Source organism: Kitasatospora sp. NPDC059462 (assembly GCF_042749955.1).
In the GTDB taxonomy this organism is placed as follows: Bacteria; Actinomycetota; Actinomycetes; order Streptomycetales; family Streptomycetaceae; genus Kitasatospora.
Map to the genome: position 1 here is coordinate 1 of NZ_JBHYUU010000176.1, position 16,464 is coordinate 16,464.

The following is a 16,464-nucleotide window of genomic DNA, read 5'->3' on the forward strand; positions in this document are numbered from 1 at the left end:
CCGACCAGCACCGCCGCACCCTCCACGCCCTCACCGCCCTCACCCGCGGCATCCACCTCCCCTTCCTCCTCCGCGGCACCCCCGCCGAATAGCCCCGTCCGCGCGGCGGCCCCCGACGTGCGCGCCAAATCGCCGATGGCCCTGACCGATGCGTCGGTCAGGGCCATCGCGTCCGGGCAGCGGTCGGACGGTTCCGAACTCCCCGGCCCTGCCCGGAGAACGGCGACGAACCCGGCGAACTCCGGGGACGGGAAGACCGGAACGGGACGGACGGGTCCTTGGAATGCTGTCCGTGACCCCTCGCCGAGCGCAGTCCGCCCCCGCCCCCTCAGAACAGCGCCACCAGCTCCGTCCGCGAGGCGATCCCCAGCTTCGGGTACGCCTTGTAGAGGTGGTGCCCCACCGTCCTCGGGCTCAGGAACAGCTGCGCCGCGATGTCCCGGTTGGTGAGCCCCTGGGCCGCCAGCCGGGCGATCTGCAGCTCCTGTGGGGTGAGCGCCGTGAGCACCCCCGCCTCGGCCGTCGGCGCGGCGGTGCCGGTGGCCGTCAGCTCCCCCCTCGCCCGGTCCGCCCACGGCCTCGCGCCCAGCCGCTCGAAGGTCTCCAGCGCCGCGCCCAGGTGAGGCCGGGCGTCCGTCCGCCGGCGCTCGCGCCTCAGCCGCTCCCCGTAGAGCAGTGCCGTCCGCGCCTGTTCGAACGGGCGGTGGGTGCCCTCGTGCAGAACCAGCGCCGCGCGGTACGCGGACTCCGCCAGTTCGTCCGGCCCCAGCAGCGCCTGGCAGCGCAGCCGCAGTGCCTCCGCCCACGGCGTCCCCGCCGCGCCCGCCCAGCGCGCGAAGCGCTCGTACGCCTCGGCGGCGCGCTGCGGCTCGCCCAGCCGGACGGCCGCCTCGACGAGGTCCGGCACCGCCCGGGTCACCCCGATGTGGTGCCGGTGGGGCCCGGTGGTGAGCGTGTGCAGCCGGTCGGCGGCGGCCGCGGCGCGGCCCCGGCCGAGGTCCAGCAGCGCGAGTGCCCAGTGCGCCCACGGCTCACCGGCGGCGGGCGCGGACGAACCGGAGACGAGAGCGTCGGAGGCCAGCTCGGCACACCGTTCGTCGTCCCCGGCGAGGGCGGCCAGGCAGGCCAGCATGGCGGCGAGTTGGCTGGTCCACTGGTGCTGCCCGGTGTCCCGGGCGAGCGCGTGGCCCTCCGTCGCCGTGACCTCGGCGTCCCGGTGCCGGCCGTGGAACAACTCGGCCTCGGCGAGGAAGAACTGGAGGGTCGGCAGCACCCCGACCGTCCCCTTGGCCCGCGCCTCCGCGGCCAGCTCCGCCGCCAGCTCCAGCGTCTCGTGGTCACGCCCGAGGACGAGCGCCGCCCCGCACAGCTGCACCAGGTCGACCGGGCTCTCCGCCCCCGCCTTGCGCGCCGCCTCCGCCGTGACGCGCACGTCCGGCGCCGGAGCGGCCGACCGCCCCAGCGCGGGCAGCACGGCGGCCGGCAGGTGCCGGGCCAGCGGGGCGAGCGGCTCCTCCGGTCCGAGCGGGAGGGCCGCCAGCCGGTCGAGCACGGTGGCCACCGGCTCCTCGCCGACGTACCAGGCGGCGTGAAAGGCCTGGAGCAGCATCCGGGCGGCGTGCGCGGGCTCGATGTCGGTGGCGGCGGCGTCCAACAGCAGCCGGTACGCGGCCGGGTAGGCACCGCGCCAGAAGTGGGCGACCGCCCGGACCTGGTCGAGCAGGGCGTGCGCGAAGACGCTGTCGGTGCGCGCGCCGGCGCGGTCGGCGAGCGCCTCGGCCTGCGCCAACTTTCCCTCCTCGGTGGCCGCTTCGGCGGCGAGCACCAGGCGGCGGGTGGCGCCGTCGCGGTCCGGGGTGAGCCCGGCGGCACGCTCGTACGCGGTGGCCGCCCCGCCGTGGGCGCCGCGGGCCTCGGCCCGTTGGGCGGTGCGCTCCAGCGCGTCGGCGAGGTCGGCGTCGGGCGCGGTGGCGGCGAGCGCGAGGTGCCAGGTGCGCCGGTCGCCGTCCTCCAGGGCCTCGCCGATCGCCCGGTGGACGGCCAACCGCTGTTGCAGCGGCGCCCGTTGGAGGACGGCGGCGCGCAGCAGCGGGTGCCGGAAGACGAGCCGGCGGTCCGCGCCGACGGTGACGAGCCCGGCCCGTTCGGCGGGCGACAGCGCCTCGGTGCCCGCCCCGAGGGCGGCGGCCGCGGCGAGGACGGCGTCCAGTTCGCCGTTCTCCTCGGCGGCGGCGACCAGCAGCAGGGTCTGGGTGTCCGGCGGCAGGCCGGTGACCTGACCGTGGAAGGCGATCCGCAGGCGACTGGTGAGCGCCAGCCCGCCCGAGCCGAAGTCCGCACCGGTCAGGGGGAGTTCCACCAGCGCCAAGGGGTTCCCGGCCGCCTCGGCGAGCAGGCGCCGACGGACCGGTCCGGCCGGCTCCCCGCCCGCGCGGTCGGCGAGCAGCCGGGCGGCGTCCGCGTCGGCGAGCCCGGTCAGCCGCAGCTCGGGCAGCCCGGCGAGCGGCAGCGCCTCGCCCCCGTCGTCCCGGGCGGCGAGCAGCAGCGCGACGCCCTCCGCCTGGAGCCGACGGGCGGCGATCAGCAGCGCGTCCAGCGAGGGCCGGTCCCACCACTGCGCGTCGTCCACGACGCACAGCAGCGGCTGTTCGTCGGCGAGTTCGGCGAGCAGCCCGAGCGTGGCCAGTCCGGCGAGCAGCCGGTTCGCGCCACCGGCCGGCTCCCCGAGGCCGAACGCCCCCTCCAGCGAGCGGCGCTGCGGCCCCGGCAGGGCGTCCAGCCGGTCGAGTCCGGGCGCCAGCAGCAGACTCAGGCCCGCGAAGGGGAGTTCGGCCTCGTACTCGACCCCGGTGGCCCGGATCACCCGGACGCCGTCCCCCGCCGCCGCCACCGCGTACTCCAGCAACGCCGTCTTGCCGATCCCCGGCTCACCGCGCAGCACCAGTACCCCGCTGCGGCCGTCCCGCGCCCCGTCGAGCAGCGCGTCGACGGCGGCCCGCTCCCGTTCCCGCCCGTACAGCACCCCGGCCCCCTCCCGTTGCCCCGACCCTACTGGCGGCGACGTACGTACGCCCTACCCATCCGTGACGGATTCGCCCGCCGCCCGCCGTCCGTACCTTCTTGACCAGCGGGAACGGCCCGCCGACAACCCCACCGGACCAGGGAGAAGACGATGACCGCCACCCAGCCCACCGACCTCCGGCAGCTCGCCGCCCGCTACCTCGCCGCCTGGAACGAGACCGACCCGGCCGCCCGCCGGAAGCTGGTCGACGAGGCCTGGGCCGAGGACGGCGGCTACACCGACCCGCTGGCCGCCGTCACCGGCCGCGAGGGCGTCGACGCCCTGATCGGCGCCGCGCAGGCGCAGTTCCCCGGGCTGGTGTTCACCCTCGGCCCGGTGGACGCCCACCACGACATCGCCCGTTTCACGTGGAACCTCGGCCCGGCCGGCGAGGAGCCGCTGGTCATCGGCTTCGACGTGCTGGTCGCCGACGCCGAGGGCCGGATCGCCTCGGTGTACGGCTTCCTCGACCGCGTCCCGGGCGCCTGACCCGACCGCGCCCCGACCCGACCCGCCCCGACCCGGCGCCGAGCAGGAGATGACGAGTTGTCCAGCAGCCCGACCGGCCGCCCGAGCGGCACCACCACCGCTCCCGCCACCGCCCCTGCCTCCGCCCCCGCCACCGCTCCCGGCGCCGCCACCGCCACCGCCACGCGCGGCCTGCTGCCGGTGCTCCTGACCGCGACCTTCATGACCGCCCTCGACGTCTTCGTCGTCAACGTGGCCGTACCGTCCCTGCAGACCGACCTGGGAGCCGGACCGGCCGCCGTCCAGTGGGTGGTCGCCGGCTTCGCCCTCGCCCTCGCCGTCGGCCTGATCACCGCCGGCCGGCTCGGCGACCGCTACGGCCGGCGGCGGACGTTCGGGCTCGGCCTGGCCCTGTTCACCCTGGCCTCGGCCGCCTGCGGCCTGGCCCCGACGGCGGGCGCGCTGGTCGGCGCCCGGATCGCCCAGGGGCTGGCGGCGGCGCTGATGGGCCCGCAGGTGCTGGCGATCCTGCGGACGGCTTACAGCGGCGCGGCGCAGGCCCGGGCGTTCTCGATGTACGGGCTGACCATGGGGCTGGGCGCGGTCTTCGGGCAGCTGATCGGCGGGGTGCTGATCCGCGCCGACCTGTTCGGCCTGGACTGGCGCAGCTGCTTCCTGATCAACCTGCCGGTCGGCCTGGCCGCCCTGGCGCTGGTGCGGCGCTGCCTGCCCGAGTCGCGCGCCCCGCACCGCCCGGGCCTGGACCCGGTGGGCGTCGCCCTGGTCACCGTCGCGCTGACCGGACTGGTGCTGCCGCTCATCCAGGGCGCGGAGGCCGGATGGCCGCTGTGGACCTGGCTCTGCCTGGGCTCCTCGGTGGTGCTGCTGGCGCTCTTCGCCGTCCACCAGCACCGCGGCAGCCGGGCGGGCGGCTCGCCGCTGGTCGACACCCGGCTGTTCGCCGACCGCGCCTTCACCACGGGCATGCTCGCCCAGCTGGCCTTCTGGCTCGGCCAGGCGTCGTTCTTCCTGGTGCTCGCCCTCTACCTGCAGCCGGGCCGCGGCCTGGACGCGCTCGGCGCGGGCCTGGTCTTCACCACGATCGGCCTCGGCTACCTGGTGACCTCCACCACCGCGCACCACGTCCTCGCCCGGCTGGGCCCGCGGACGATCGCGCTCGGCGGGCTGCTGATGGCGGCGGGGCTGGGCCTGCTCGGCCTCGCGGTGCACACGACCGACCCGGGCGGCAGCGTCTGGTGGCTGGCGCCCGGCCTGTTCGTGGACGGGCTCGGCATGGGCCTGGTGGTGGCCCCGGTCACGTCGGTGGTGCTGGCGGGCGTCGAACCGCGGCTGGCCGGCTCGGCGGCGGGCGTGGTGTCCACCGTCCAGCAGGTGGCCGGCGCGCTCGGGGTCGCGCTGATCGGCATCGTCCACTACGCCGCCGACGACCCGGCGGAGGCGTTCGGGCGCAGCCTGGCGGCGCTGGCGGCGCTGGAGGTGCTGCTGGCGGGCCTGGTCCGGCTGCTGCCCCGCCGGACGGGGTGAGCCCGCGCGGCGGCGTCCGAGGGGGAGCGCGCGCCACGGTCCGCCCGCTTCCCTTCCGCCCTTCCGTTCCGCCCTTCCGTTCCGTTTCCTCCCCCCGATCGGGTTGGATGGGTGGATGAGCGAGGAGAAGAGCGCCGTACCGGCGTGGGAGCAGCGGTTCAGGGCGGCACGGGTCTCCCTGCCGGACTGGGCGGAGGACGCCCCCGACCGGGCGCTGTACGTGTCCAACGCCAGCGGCACCTACGAGGTCTACGCCTGGGACCGCGCCACCGACACCCACCGGCGGGTCACCGACCGCCCCAACGGCACCACCGACGCCGAGCTGTCCCCCGACGGCGAGTGGATCTGGTGGTTCGACGACAACGACGGCGACGAGTTCGGCATCTGGCGCCGCCAGCCCTTCGCGGGCCGCCCCGAGGGCGCCGAGGGCCCGGACGAGGAGGCCGTCCCCGGCCTCGCCCCGTCCTACGAGGCGGGGCTCGCGCTGGGCCGGGACGGCACCGTGGTGGTCGGCCGCTCCACCGACGACGGCGGCACCACCCTGCACCTGCGCCGCCCCGGAGCGGCCGAGGCCGTCGAGATCTACCGGCACGCCGAGTACGGCGGCGTCGGCGACCTCAGCCACGACGGCACCCTGCTGGCCATCGACCACACCGAGCACGGCGACGCCATGCACGGCGCCATTCGCGTCGTCCGGCTGCCCGGCGACGGCGACGGCGCCACCGCCGTCCCGACCGTGGCCGAACTGGACGAGGTCACCGGCCGCGACGAGCCGCGCGGGGTGGCCTGCCTGGGCTTCGCGCCGATCGACGGCGACACCCGGCTGCTGGTCGCCCACCAGCGCACCGGCCGCTGGGAGCCGGTGATCTGGGACGTCGCGACCGGCGTCGAGACGGCGCTGGCGCTCCGCGACGAGCAGGGCCGCGAGCTGCCCGGCGACCTCTCCGCCCAGTGGCGGCCGGACGCCCGCACGCTGCTGATCGAGCACGAGTACGAGGCGCGCAGCGAGCTCTTCTCGTACTCCCTGGACGAGGGCGTGCTCACCCGCCTGGACACCCCGCGCGGCACCGTCGGCGGCGCCACCCCGCGGCCGGACGGCACCGTGGAGTTCCTCTGGTCCTCGGCCGCCGAGCCCTCCGCCGTGCGCTCCACCGCCGGCACCGTGGTGCTGCGCGCGCCCGGCGCCGTCCCGCCCGGCTCGGTGCCGGTCGAGGACGTCTGGGTGGACGGGCCCGGCGGGCGGGTGCACGCGCTGGTCCAGCGGCCGGCCGGGGCGGGCGACGGACCGTTCCCGACCGTGTTCGAGGTCCACGGCGGCCCGACCCACCACGACAGCGACTCCTTCGCCGCCGGACCGGCCGCCTGGCTGGACCACGGCTTCGCGGTCGTCCGGGTCAACTACCGCGGCTCCACCGGCTACGGCCAGGCCTGGACGGACGCGCTGCGCGAGCGGGTCGGGCTGATCGAGCTGGAGGACATCGCCGCCGTCCGGGAGTGGGCGGTGACGAGCGGGCTGGCCGACCCGGAGCGGCTGGTGCTGTCCGGCGGGTCCTGGGGCGGCTACCTCACCCTGCTCGGGCTCGGGACGCAGCCGGAGCTGTGGAGCCTCGGCGTCGCCGCCGTGCCGGTCGCGGACTACCTGACGGCGTACGACGACGAGATGGAGGCGCTGAAGTCGATCGACCGCACCCTCTTCGGCGGCACGCCGGAGGAGGTGCCCGAGCGCTGGACGGCGTCCTCGCCGCTGACGTACGTCGAGCGGGTGCGGGTGCCGGTGTACATCAGCGCCGGGGTGAACGACCCGCGCTGCCCGATCAAGCAGATCGACAACTACGTCGAGCGGCTGGAGCAGCTCGGCAAGACGCACGAGGTGTACCGGTACGACGCCGGGCACGGGTCGCTGGTGGTGGACGAGCGGATCAAGCAGCTGCGGCTGGAGATCGACTTCGTCCGCCGGCACCTCGGCGGTGCGGCGGTCGGCGAGAATCAGGCGGACACGGAGAAGTAGGGGACGCGGGAAAACGGGGGGTACGGGTGAGGCGTCTGCTGACGATCGTGGGGGCGGGGGTGGCCGGGGTGCTGGTGCTCACCGGCTGCTCGGGTCAGGACGACGGGGGCGGCGGGGGGAGCGCGGCCTGTCCGCCGCCGTCCTCGCCGGCCTCGCCGGCTTCCTCGTCGGCCTCCTCCCCGGCCTCGTCCTCGCCGACGCCGTGGGCGCCCTCGCCCACGGCGTCCTCCACCGTGGTGAAGGCGGCGCTGCGCACCGCGGTGGCGGCGGGGGCCGGGGAGGACGGCGGCGTGGTGGTGCTCGCCAAGTCGGGCTCGAAGGGGTCCGGAGGGTCCAGCGGCTCGAAGGGGTCGAAGGGGTCCAAGGGCAGCCGCACGACCCGGCACCACACCGACCACTACGACTCGGACGGCGGCAGCGGCAGCGGCAACGGCAACGGCAACGGCAACGGCAACAACAGCGGTCGTCGGTGCGACTACCCGGCGTCGACCGTCTCGCCGTCGCCCGTCTCGCCGTCGCCCGGCGCACCGTCGGCCGCCGTGCCGTCCGCTCCGGGGGTGCCGGCACCGTCCGCTCCGGCGCCGGCCGTTCCGACCAAGCCGGCCGTTCCGCCGGTGAAGCCCACCCGCTGATCAGCAGGTCGGGTCGGCGGTACGGCGTCAGTCCAGGACCGGGTCCAGTCCGAGGGCCCGGTCCTGCTCCGCCTCCGCCTCGCGGCGCACCAGGCGGAACCACATGAACACCACGAAGCCGCCGAAGACGAACCACTCCAGCGTGTAGCCGAGGTTCTGGAACGCGCGCAGCGAGAGGCCGTCGCCGCCCTGCGGCTGCACGGTCGGCACGGGGGTGAGGCCGTCCGCCGCGGTGTCGGCGGAGACCCAGCCGTCGTACCAGCCGTCGAGTGCGAGCTTGTTGACGAGCGCGGCCCGGTTGATCGTGCCGAGCTGCCCGTCCGGGAGGCCACCGGCCACGGCGCCACCGCTGCCGCTGTTCTCACCGGCCTGGAGACGGCCGGTCACGGTCACCTCGCCGGCCGGCGCGGGGGCGGGCGCGGCCGGTCCCGTCGGGGGAGCCCCGGCGGCCCAGCCGCGGACGACGGCGGCGGTCCGGCCGTCGGTGGTGCGCAGCGGGGTGAGCACGTAGTAGCCCTGCTTGCCGTCCAACACGCGGTTGGGCACGAGGAGTTGGTGCTCCTCGTCAAAGGTGCCGGTGACCGTCACGGCACGGCCGACGGTGTCGGTGGTGACCTGCGGGCGGTCGGCGGCGAGCAGTTCGTCGAGCGGCCTGGGCGCGCCGCCGTCGGTCGCCGCCCGGCTGATCTCCTGATGCGAGGAGACCCGGTCCTCGAACCGGCCGAGCTGCCAGGAGCCGAGCCAGACGCACACCGCGACGGCCGCCACGGCCAGCGCGGTGCCGCTCAGCCAGCGCGGGGTGAGGAGGAACCGGTACACACCCCCCACGGTAACCACTCCTCACACCCGGCCCGTCCCCAGGGCCCCCGTGCGCCCTCACCGGAGCAGGAAGTCGGACCGGCCGACTTCCCACTCCCGACCTCCCGGTCGGCCCCCGTCGACTTCCCGCCCGGCGGCCCGCTCCCGGCGGCCCGCTCCGCTCCGTCCGGCCCCGCCTCACCCCGCCGACGGGGCGGCGCTCGGGTCGGTGGCCGGGGCGTCGGCCGCGAGGAGCTGCGGCATCGTCCGGTAGACCGTGCCCGCGCAGGCGCCGGGCAGGACCGCGGTCGCGGCGACCGGGTTGCCCGGGGCCGGGGTGTGCGCCAGGGTGACGCTCGTCGAGGGCTTGCTCGCGCCGGGCGACGGAGTGGCCGACGGGCTCGGCGCCCCGGAGGGCACGCCGGTCGTGGTCGGCCGCGGCTGCGCGGTCGGCTCCCCGGTGCGGAAGGCCGCCGGAACCGCCGCCGGAACCGCCGCGGGCACCCCGCTGGTGCCGCCCGCCGACGTCCCCGGGCCGGCGCTCTCGGTGCCGGGACCGGCCGCGCCGCCGCTCGTGCTCCCCGGGCCGACCGCACCCCCGGTCGTCCCGGTGCCGCCCGTCCCCGAGCCTCCCGTCTGGCCACCGAAACCACTGCCGGCGCCGCCCGACCCGGAACCGGAACCGGAACCGCCGGACCCTCCGGACCCGGATCCGCCGGACCCGGACCCGCCCGTGCCCGGTACCGAGCCCGGCCCGCCGCTCGCGGTCCCGGTGCCGGGACCGGCCGTACCGCCGCCCGTCGCACCGCCGCCGCCGGACGTGCCCGGCTGCCCGGTGCCCGTCGACGCGCTCGGCGAGGCCGTTCCGCCGGGGACGGGGCAGCCGGCCGGATCCGGGAACCAGGCGAAGTCCACCCGGTACCCGGCCCTGGGTGCGAGGACGAGGCCGTCGCTCCCCGCGTCCTTCCCCGTCGCGGGACCGGACGAGGGCCCGGGCGCGGGCAGGTCGGTCGCCGGGTCGCCGGCGGTGTGGAAGGCGATCCGGACCCGGCCGCCCTCCGCCGCCGCACCGGTGACGGTCACCGAGCCGGGGCCGCCCAGCCGGCAGCTGCGCCCGGAGACGTTGGTCACGGTGAAGGCGCCGTAGATCCGCCCGTCGGCGTCCGCGGTGCCGAGCTGGGTGGCGCCCTGCCCCAGGTCGGAGCGCGTGCACAGGGCGGGCGCCGGGGCGTCGCTCCCGCCGCCCGTGGTGGCGGTGGACGGCGCGAAGGTGCCGGGCGCGGGGCGGGCGGTGCTCGGTCCGGCGCTCGGTGCGCCGTCGGCCGTGCCGGACGGGCTGCCCGGTGCGGCCGGCGATCCGGTGTCGGCGGCGGGCGGCGGCACGGGCGCGCCGGTGGCACCGCCGGGGACGGTGCCGGTGACGGTCGCGGCGGCGCTGCCGCTCGCGGCGCCGGGCGAGCCGGGGCCGCCGGACAGGCCGAGGTGGTCCGCGGTGTGCAGGGCGGGCAGCAGCAGGGAGACGGCGGCGGCCACCGCGGCGGCGCCGGTCCAGGCCCCGCGCCGGACGGCCCGGCGGCGCGGCACCGCCCGCCGGATGTGCTGCAGGCTGCCGGGCGCGGGCTGCACCTCGGCCACGGCCCGCTGCATCAGCTCCCGGACCAGCCGTTCCTCGTGCTCACCGAGGTCCTCCCCGCCGAGCGGAAGACCTCCGCCGAGCGGGAGACCCCCGCCGGGCGGAGCGCTTCCGCCGGGCGGAGCGCTTCCGTCGGACGCGCCCGTGCGATCGTTCTCAGCCATGCCCGGCCTCCATCTGGACCCGCAGTGCGGCGAGCCCTCGTGAGCCGTACGCCTTCACCGAACCGAGCGAGATGCCCAGGGTCTCCGCGACCTGCGCCTCCGTCATGTCCACGAAGTAGCGCAGCACCAGTACCTCCCGCTGACGGCGTTGCAGACCCCGCAGCGCGACCTTCAACTGGTCACGCTCCAGCGCATCGTAGGCACCTTCCTCTGCACTGGCCATGTCAGGCATCGGCTTCTGCAGCAGCCGCAGCCCGAGGATCCTGCGCCGCAGGGTCGAGCGGGACAGGTTGACCACGGTCTGCCGGAGGTAGGCCAGCGTCTTCTCCGGTTCGCGCACCCGGCGCCGGGCCGCGTGCACCCGGATGAAGGCCTCCTGGACGACGTCCTCGCAGCTCGACAGGTCGTCGAGGAGCAGCGCGGCCAGCCTCAGCAGGGATCGGTAGTGCGCCTGGTAGGTCTCGGTGAGCAGATCCTCGCTGGTCCCGGCGGCGGTACCGGCGGTACCGGCGCCGGAGTCCGCGGCGCCGGGTGCGACTGCCGTCATCTGGTTATCTTCCGGCCTGTCCGCAGGCCACTGGACACGCGACGGGAAGGTCACCGCGGCTGTCGCCGAGATTCCCGTCCCTGCCCCCACCATCACGTTCGCCACGCCCGTTGGACACTCGATCCCCTGTCATGGTTGCCCAGCCCGGCGGACATTCTTCCGCATGGACGGAACGGCCCTCCAGGGGATTCGGCGGGGATTCCTCGCACAGTCGGCGAACATCCCGCGCAGGGCGGGGGCCGGCGAGCCGCCACCGGCGCCGGGAGCCGCCGCCGGACCCTACCGCCGGGTCCTGCCGCCGGCCGGGTGCCGCGGCTAGGACGCGTCGTCGGCCGCCGCGCCCAGGCCCTCGGCGGCCACCAGCTCCGCGATCTGCAGCGCGTTCAGGGCCGCCCCGCGGCGCAGGTTGTCCCCGCAGAGGAAGAGGTCCAGGGCGTTCGGGTCGTCCAGCGCCCGCCGCAGCCGCCCCACCCACACCGGGTCCGTCCCCACCACGTCGTTCGGCGTGGGGAACTCGCCGGCGGCCGGGTCGTCGTACAGCACCACCCCGGGGGCTTCCGCCAGCAGCTCCCGGGCGTGCTCCTGGGTGACCTCGCGCTCGAACACCGCGTGCACGGCGAGCGCGTGGGTGCGCACCACCGGGATCCGCACGCAGGTGGCGGAGACCTTCAGCCGGGGCAGGCCGAGGATCTTGCGGGACTCGTCGCGCACCGTGCGCTCCTCGGACGACCAGCCGCCGTCCGTCAGCACCCCGGCCCAGGGCACCGCGTTGAGCGCCAGCGGGGCGGCGAAGGGCCCGTGGTCGTCGATCACCGCGCGCAGGTCGCCGGTCTGCTCGCCGACCTCGGTGCCGGCCACCCGGGCGAGCTGGGTGCGCAGCGTGTCCGTGCCGGCCCGGCCGAGTCCGGAGGCGGCCTGGTAGGAGGCGACGACCAGGGACTCCAGCCCGTACTCGGCGTGCAGCGCGCCGATCGCCGCGATCATGGTCAGGGTGGTGGAGTCGGGGCTCGCGACGATGCCGCGCGAGCGCATCCGGGCGGCCGCCGCGTTGACCTCGGGCACCACCAGCGGCACCGCGTCGTCCAGCCGGAACGCGCCGGAGCCGTCCACCACCACGACGCCCTTGGCGGCCGCGATCGGCGCCCAGCGGGCGGAGATCTCCTCGGGGACGTCGAACAGCGCGACGTCGATCCCGTCGAAGACCGCCTCGTCGAGCGGGAGCACCTCGGTCGCCTCCCCGCGCACGACCGCCTTGCGGCCGGCCGAGCGCGGGGAGGCGACGAGACGGATCTCGCCCCAGATGTCCTGGCGGAGGGAGAGCAGGCCGAGGAGCACCTCGCCGACCGCGCCGGTGGCGCCGACGACGGCGAGGTTCGGCCGCCGGGTCATCGCCCGGTGCCTCCGTAGACGACGGCCTCGTCCGTCTCGCTGTCCAGCCCGAAGGCGCTGTGGACGGCCTGGACGGCCGCGTTGACGTCCTCGGCGCGGGTGACCACCGAGATGCGGATCTCCGAGGTGGAGATCAGCTCGATGTTGACGCCGGCCGCGGAGAGCGCCTCGAAGAAGGTCGCGGTGACGCCCGGGTTGGAGCGCATGCCCGCGCCGACCAGCGAGATCTTGCCGATCGCGTCGTCGTAGCGCAGCGACTCGTAGCCGATGCCCTCGCGGACCCGGTCGAGCGCGTCGATGGCCTTCTGACCCTCGGTCTTCGGCAGGGTGAAGGAGATGTCGGTCAGACCGGTCGAGGCCGCCGAGACGTTCTGCACGACCATGTCGATGTTGATCTCGGCATCGGCGATGGCACGGAAGATGCGCGCCGCCTCACCGGGCTTGTCGGGGACGCCGACGACCGTGACCTTCGCCTCGGACGTGTCATGGGCGACTCCGGAGATGATGGCCTGCTCCATCTCGCCCCCTTCGGGCTGGTTCGGGTTGTCGTTGCTGACGATCGTCCCGGGGAGGCCCGAGAAGGACGAGCGTACGTGAATCGGGATGTTGTAGCGGCGTGCGTACTCCACGCAGCGGTCGAGCAGCACCTTGGAGCCGGACGAGGCCAGCTCCAGCATGTCCTCGTAGGCGATCCAGTCGATCTTGCGGGCCTTCTTCACCACGCGCGGGTCGGCGGTGAACACGCCGTCCACGTCGGTGTAGATCTCGCAGACCTCCGCCTTGAGGGCGGCGGCGAGGGCGACGGCCGTGGTGTCCGAGCCGCCGCGGCCGAGCGTGGTGATGTCCTTGCTCGACTGCGAGACGCCCTGGAAGCCGGCCACGATCGCGATGTTGCCCTCGTCGAGGGCGGTGCGGATGCGGCCCGGCGTCACGTCGATGATGCGCGCCTTGTTGTGGACGGAGTCGGTGATGACGCCGGCCTGGCTGCCTGTGAAGGACTGCGCCTCGTGGCCCAGGGATTTGATCGCCATGGCCAGCAGCGCCATGGAGATGCGCTCTCCAGCGGTCAGCAGCATGTCGAACTCGCGGCCGGCGGGGAGAGGTGACACCTGCTCCGCGAGTTCGATGAGCTCGTCCGTCGTGTCGCCCATCGCGGACACCACGACGACGACCTCATGGCCGGCCTTCTTGGCGTCAACGATTCGACGGGCCACGCGCTTGATGCCCTCGGCATCCGCAACGGATGAGCCGCCGTACTTCTGCACGACAAGGCCCACGTGCGCTCCTCGACTTGTGTCGTCTTCGGGGGCGGTCGGCCCCCGCACCCCCGGGTGGCGGGGGTAGTGCGGTCGGCGCCAGTCTACCGAGCGGGGGTGCTCCGACCTCCGCTTTCCATATGATGAGACACACGTTTCGGCAGGTGAGCGGGGGTGCGGGCGGCCCCACCGGCAGGTCTGCTGGCGGGCCGCCGTCGCTCCGAAGAATCGGCGGACGAACGGACGGACGCCCCGGGGTTTTCCGCTCCGCCGGGGAGGGTGAGTCGTCCGTCACACTCCGGGGGTCGGTCGGTCGGCCGGTCGGCGGGCCGGTCGGTCGGTTCCGCGAACCGGTCCGCTACCGCCCCAGACCCAGTTCCGCCGCCATCAGGTCACCGGCCTGCTGCTCCAGCTGCTCGTCGGTGAGCCCGTCGTTGTCGGTGTCCGCCCCGTCCGGCGCGGCCCCGATCGGGCTGTCCAGCCGGACGTGCGCGATCAGCGACTGCAGCGCCCGCAGGACGGCCGTGCAGGTGGTGCCCCAGTTGGACAGGTACGAGAACTGCCACCACCAGAGCGCCTCGCTGACCCGGCCCTCGCGGTAGTGGGTGAGCCCGTGCTGCAGCTCGCCCACCACCCCGGCCAGGTCGTCCGAGATCCGGAAGGCGTTCGGCTTCTCCGGCGGCCCGTACGGGTCGAAGACCTCGTGGTAGACGTCGATCGGCGCGAGCAGTTCGGCCAGCCGCTCGCGCAGCTGCTCGCCGTCCGGCTCCGGCCCGGCGTCGGGCTCGAAGCGGTCCTCGGGGACGACGTCCTCGATGGCGCCCAGCCGGCCGCCGGCCAGCAGCAGCTGCGAGACCTCCAGCAGGAGGAGCGAGACGGCGCTGCCGGGTTCGTCGCCCTTGGCGACCTCGGTGACCGAGAGCACGAAGCTCTCCACCGAGTCCGCGATCTGCACCGCGAAGTCGTCCGGCTCCGAGCCGTGACCGTGCGTGTGCGGGGGGTGCGGGGCGTCCTGGGTGGTGCGCCGGTCCTGCTCCGGTCCGGCCTGGTGGGGCGTGTGGGGCTGCTGGTTGATCGTCCGGTCAGACATCGAGCAGTCGTCTCCCTTCGAAGGCGCGGCCGAGCGTGACCTCGTCCGCGTACTCCAGATCCCCGCCGACGGGCAGGCCGCTCGCCAGACGGGTCACCTTCAGGCCCATCGGCTTGCAGAGCCGGGCCAGGTAGGTGGCGGTCGCCTCCCCCTCCAGATTGGGGTCGGTGGCCAGGATCAGCTCGGTGACCGTGCCGTCGGCGAGCCGCGCCAGCAGCTCCCGGATCCGCAGGTCGTCCGGGCCGACGCCCTCGATCGGGCTGATCGCGCCGCCCAGCACGTGGTAGCGGCCGCGGAACTCCCGGGTGCGCTCGATGGCGACGACGTCCTTGGGCTCCTCGACGACGCAGACGACCGCGAGGTCACGGCGCGGGTCGAGACAGACCCGGCACTGCTCGGCCTCCGCGACGTTGCCGCAGACGGCGCAGAACCGGACCTTGTCCTTGACCTCCAGCAGCGCATGCGCCAGCCGGCGGACGTCGACCGGGTCGGCCTGAAGGACGTGGAAGGCGATTCGCTGCGCGCTCTTGGGCCCGACGCCGGGCAGCCTGCCCAGTTCGTCGATCAGGTCCTGAACCACGCCCTCGTACAACGTCGCGCCTTCCCTCGGGTTGGACCGGTGGCACCCGCACGGGGTGCTCCGGTGCCATCATCCAACGAATCGGACGCCGGGCACACCGCCCGACGCCCGACTCCCGCATAAATCACACAGGTCCATCGCCTGAACTCCGGACCGTCACGGCCCGGCGTCCCGGACCGCCCGCCGCCCTCAGAACGGCAGACCGGGGATGCCGCCGCCGCCCAGGCCCTGGGTCAGCGGGCCCATCCGCTCGGCCTGCATCTTCTGCGCGGCCTGGTTGGCGTCGCGGACGGCCGCCAGCACCAGGTCCGCCAGGGTCTCGGTGTCCTCCGGGTCCACGGCGGCCGGGGCGATGGTCAGCGCCACCAGCTCCCCGGCGCCGCTCACCGTCGCCTCGACGAGGCCGCCGCCCGCCGAACCGGTCACCTTCGCCTCCGCCAGCTCCTGCTGGGCCTGGGCGAGGTCCTGCTGCATCTTCTGCGCCTGCTTGAGCAGCGCCTGCATGTTGGGCTGGCCACCACCGGGAAACACGGCTCACTCCTTGCGTTCGGTCTGTGCGTACGTCCTCGACGAGCGTACGTGCCGGTCAGTTCCCACCGTGCCGGATCTCCTCCAGCACCGTGGCCCCCAGCTCGCGGATGATCAGCTCCTGGCCGGAGAACGCCTCCTCGTTGAGATCGGGGTCGTCCTCCTCCGGGATGTCGTCCTCCGGGGCCACCGCCTGCACGGGACGCGCCGGGGCCACCGGGGGCGGGGCCTGGACGGGCGGGGGCACCGGCGCGACCGGCGCCGCCTGCGGCTGCGGCACGGGCGCGGCCACGGGTGCGGGCGCGGGCGCCGGAGCGGCGGGCTGCATCGGGGGCGCGGACGCCACCGGACGCGCCGGTGGGGCGCCCCATCCGCCCCCGCCCGCGCCGGGGCCGCCGGAGCCGGTGGGGCCGCCGGGGCCGGTGGCGAGCCCGCCTGCCGACCCGCCCGACGGGTCGACGATGCACTCGATCCGCCAGTCGACGCCCAGCGCGTCCGCCAGGGCGGACCGCAGCACGTCGTCGCTGTTGCTGCTGACGAAGCTGTCGCGGGCACCCGCGTTGATGAACGAGACCTGGAGCACGCTGCCGTCGAACCCGGCCACCTGGCCGTTCTGGCTGAGCAGGATCCAGGTGAAGCGACGACGGTTCTTCACCGCCTCCAGGATCTGCGGCCACAGCTGCCGCACCTGCGCCGCACCCTGCTGCGCCGCCGCCGACGGCTGCCCGCCGGGCGCCGCCGCGGGGGCGGGGGCGGGTGCCGGGG

General features: G+C 75.5%; 14 protein-coding genes and 1 pseudogene. 4 read left to right on the forward strand and 11 right to left on the reverse strand.

The features are described from left to right. Positions 1-328 precede the first annotated feature (328 nt). Positions 329-3,022, reverse strand: a complete 2,694-nt coding sequence (locus ACFXAM_RS31300; protein ID WP_380296338.1) for an AAA family ATPase — start codon at positions 3,020-3,022, stop codon at positions 329-331. A gap of 150 nt (positions 3,023-3,172) precedes the next feature. Here ACFXAM_RS31300 and ACFXAM_RS31305 point away from each other — a divergent pair, with 150 nt between their 5' ends. The 3 genes from ACFXAM_RS31305 (at position 3,173) to ACFXAM_RS31315 (ending at position 7,082) form a co-directional block, all read left to right on the forward strand. After that, the gene (locus ACFXAM_RS31305; protein ID WP_380296339.1) at positions 3,173-3,550 is read left to right on the forward strand and encodes a nuclear transport factor 2 family protein; all 378 of its coding nucleotides are present in this window, start codon (positions 3,173-3,175) and stop codon (positions 3,548-3,550) included. Between the two features lie 57 nt (positions 3,551-3,607). Then, positions 3,608-5,074 carry an MFS transporter gene (locus ACFXAM_RS31310; protein ID WP_380296341.1) on the forward strand — a complete coding sequence of 489 codons (1,467 nt, stop codon included), beginning with the start codon at positions 3,608-3,610 and terminating at the stop codon, positions 5,072-5,074. 115 nt (positions 5,075-5,189) lie between these two features. Continuing rightward, the gene (locus ACFXAM_RS31315) at positions 5,190-7,082 is read left to right on the forward strand and encodes a prolyl oligopeptidase family serine peptidase (protein ID WP_380296343.1); all 1,893 of its coding nucleotides are present in this window, start codon (positions 5,190-5,192) and stop codon (positions 7,080-7,082) included. A 94-nt stretch (positions 7,083-7,176) separates the two neighbouring features. On the opposite strand, the gene ACFXAM_RS31320 is transcribed toward ACFXAM_RS31315, so the two are convergent. After that, a complete protein-coding gene (locus ACFXAM_RS31320; RefSeq protein WP_380296345.1) occupies positions 7,177-7,389 on the reverse strand; it encodes a hypothetical protein in 213 nt (70 codons plus the stop codon). Here ACFXAM_RS31320 and ACFXAM_RS31325 point away from each other — a divergent pair. Next, entirely contained in the window at positions 7,373-7,714 is a 342-nt protein-coding gene (locus ACFXAM_RS31325; RefSeq protein WP_380296347.1) for a hypothetical protein, read from the forward strand. The genes ACFXAM_RS31320 and ACFXAM_RS31325 overlap by 17 nt on opposite strands. A gap of 27 nt (positions 7,715-7,741) precedes the next feature. Here the strand turns inward: ACFXAM_RS31325 and ACFXAM_RS31330 are convergent, their stop codons facing one another. The 9 genes and pseudogenes from ACFXAM_RS31330 to ACFXAM_RS31370 form a co-directional block, all read right to left on the reverse strand. Next, a complete protein-coding gene (locus ACFXAM_RS31330) occupies positions 7,742-8,533 on the reverse strand; it encodes an SURF1 family protein (protein WP_380296348.1) in 792 nt (263 codons plus the stop codon). Between the two features lie 177 nt (positions 8,534-8,710). Beyond that, a complete protein-coding gene (locus ACFXAM_RS31335; protein ID WP_380296349.1) occupies positions 8,711-10,309 on the reverse strand; it encodes a hypothetical protein in 1,599 nt (532 codons plus the stop codon). Beyond that, entirely contained in the window at positions 10,302-10,856 is a 555-nt protein-coding gene (locus tag ACFXAM_RS31340) for a SigE family RNA polymerase sigma factor (protein ID WP_344345760.1), read from the reverse strand. Before ACFXAM_RS31340 ends, ACFXAM_RS31335 begins: the two co-directional genes overlap by 8 nt. Before the next feature lie 315 nt (positions 10,857-11,171). Continuing rightward, on the reverse strand, positions 11,172-12,245 hold the full coding sequence (locus ACFXAM_RS31345; protein WP_380296352.1) for an aspartate-semialdehyde dehydrogenase: 1,074 nt from the start codon (positions 12,243-12,245) through the stop codon (positions 11,172-11,174). Further along, positions 12,242-13,522, reverse strand: coding sequence for an aspartate kinase (locus tag ACFXAM_RS31350; RefSeq protein ID WP_350541538.1), 1,281 nt, complete (start codon positions 13,520-13,522; stop codon positions 12,242-12,244). The genes ACFXAM_RS31345 and ACFXAM_RS31350 overlap by 4 nt, the downstream gene beginning before the upstream one ends. Before the next feature lie 337 nt (positions 13,523-13,859). Then, positions 13,860-14,591, reverse strand: a complete 732-nt coding sequence (locus tag ACFXAM_RS31355) for a DUF5063 domain-containing protein (RefSeq protein WP_380296353.1) — start codon at positions 14,589-14,591, stop codon at positions 13,860-13,862. Continuing rightward, positions 14,584-15,183, reverse strand: a complete 600-nt coding sequence (gene recR / locus ACFXAM_RS31360; RefSeq protein ID WP_380296354.1) for a recombination mediator RecR — start codon at positions 15,181-15,183, stop codon at positions 14,584-14,586. Before recR ends, ACFXAM_RS31355 begins: the two co-directional genes overlap by 8 nt. A 177-nt stretch (positions 15,184-15,360) precedes the next feature. Further along, positions 15,361-15,702, reverse strand: a complete 342-nt coding sequence (locus ACFXAM_RS31365; protein ID WP_380296356.1) for a YbaB/EbfC family nucleoid-associated protein — start codon at positions 15,700-15,702, stop codon at positions 15,361-15,363. 55 nt (positions 15,703-15,757) lie between these two features. Further along, a pseudogene (locus tag ACFXAM_RS31370) lies at positions 15,758-16,464 on the reverse strand (DNA polymerase III subunit gamma and tau); the annotation flags it as partial.

Excerpts from the sequence above, each read along its gene's own strand:
- ACFXAM_RS31305 (WP_380296339.1), top strand. The coding sequence starts at position 3,173 with ATGACCGCCACCCAGCCCACCGACCTCCGGCAGCTCGCCGCCCGCTAC.
- ACFXAM_RS31315 (WP_380296343.1), top strand. The coding sequence starts at position 5,190 with ATGAGCGAGGAGAAGAGCGCCGTACCGGCGTGGGAGCAGCGGTTCAGG.
- ACFXAM_RS31335 (WP_380296349.1), bottom strand. The coding sequence starts at position 10,309 with ATGGCTGAGAACGATCGCACGGGCGCGTCCGACGGAAGCGCTCCGCCC.
- ACFXAM_RS31340 (WP_344345760.1), bottom strand. The coding sequence starts at position 10,856 with ATGACGGCAGTCGCACCCGGCGCCGCGGACTCCGGCGCCGGTACCGCC.
- ACFXAM_RS31345 (WP_380296352.1), bottom strand. The coding sequence starts at position 12,245 with ATGACCCGGCGGCCGAACCTCGCCGTCGTCGGCGCCACCGGCGCGGTC.
- ACFXAM_RS31355 (WP_380296353.1), bottom strand. The coding sequence starts at position 14,591 with ATGTCTGACCGGACGATCAACCAGCAGCCCCACACGCCCCACCAGGCC.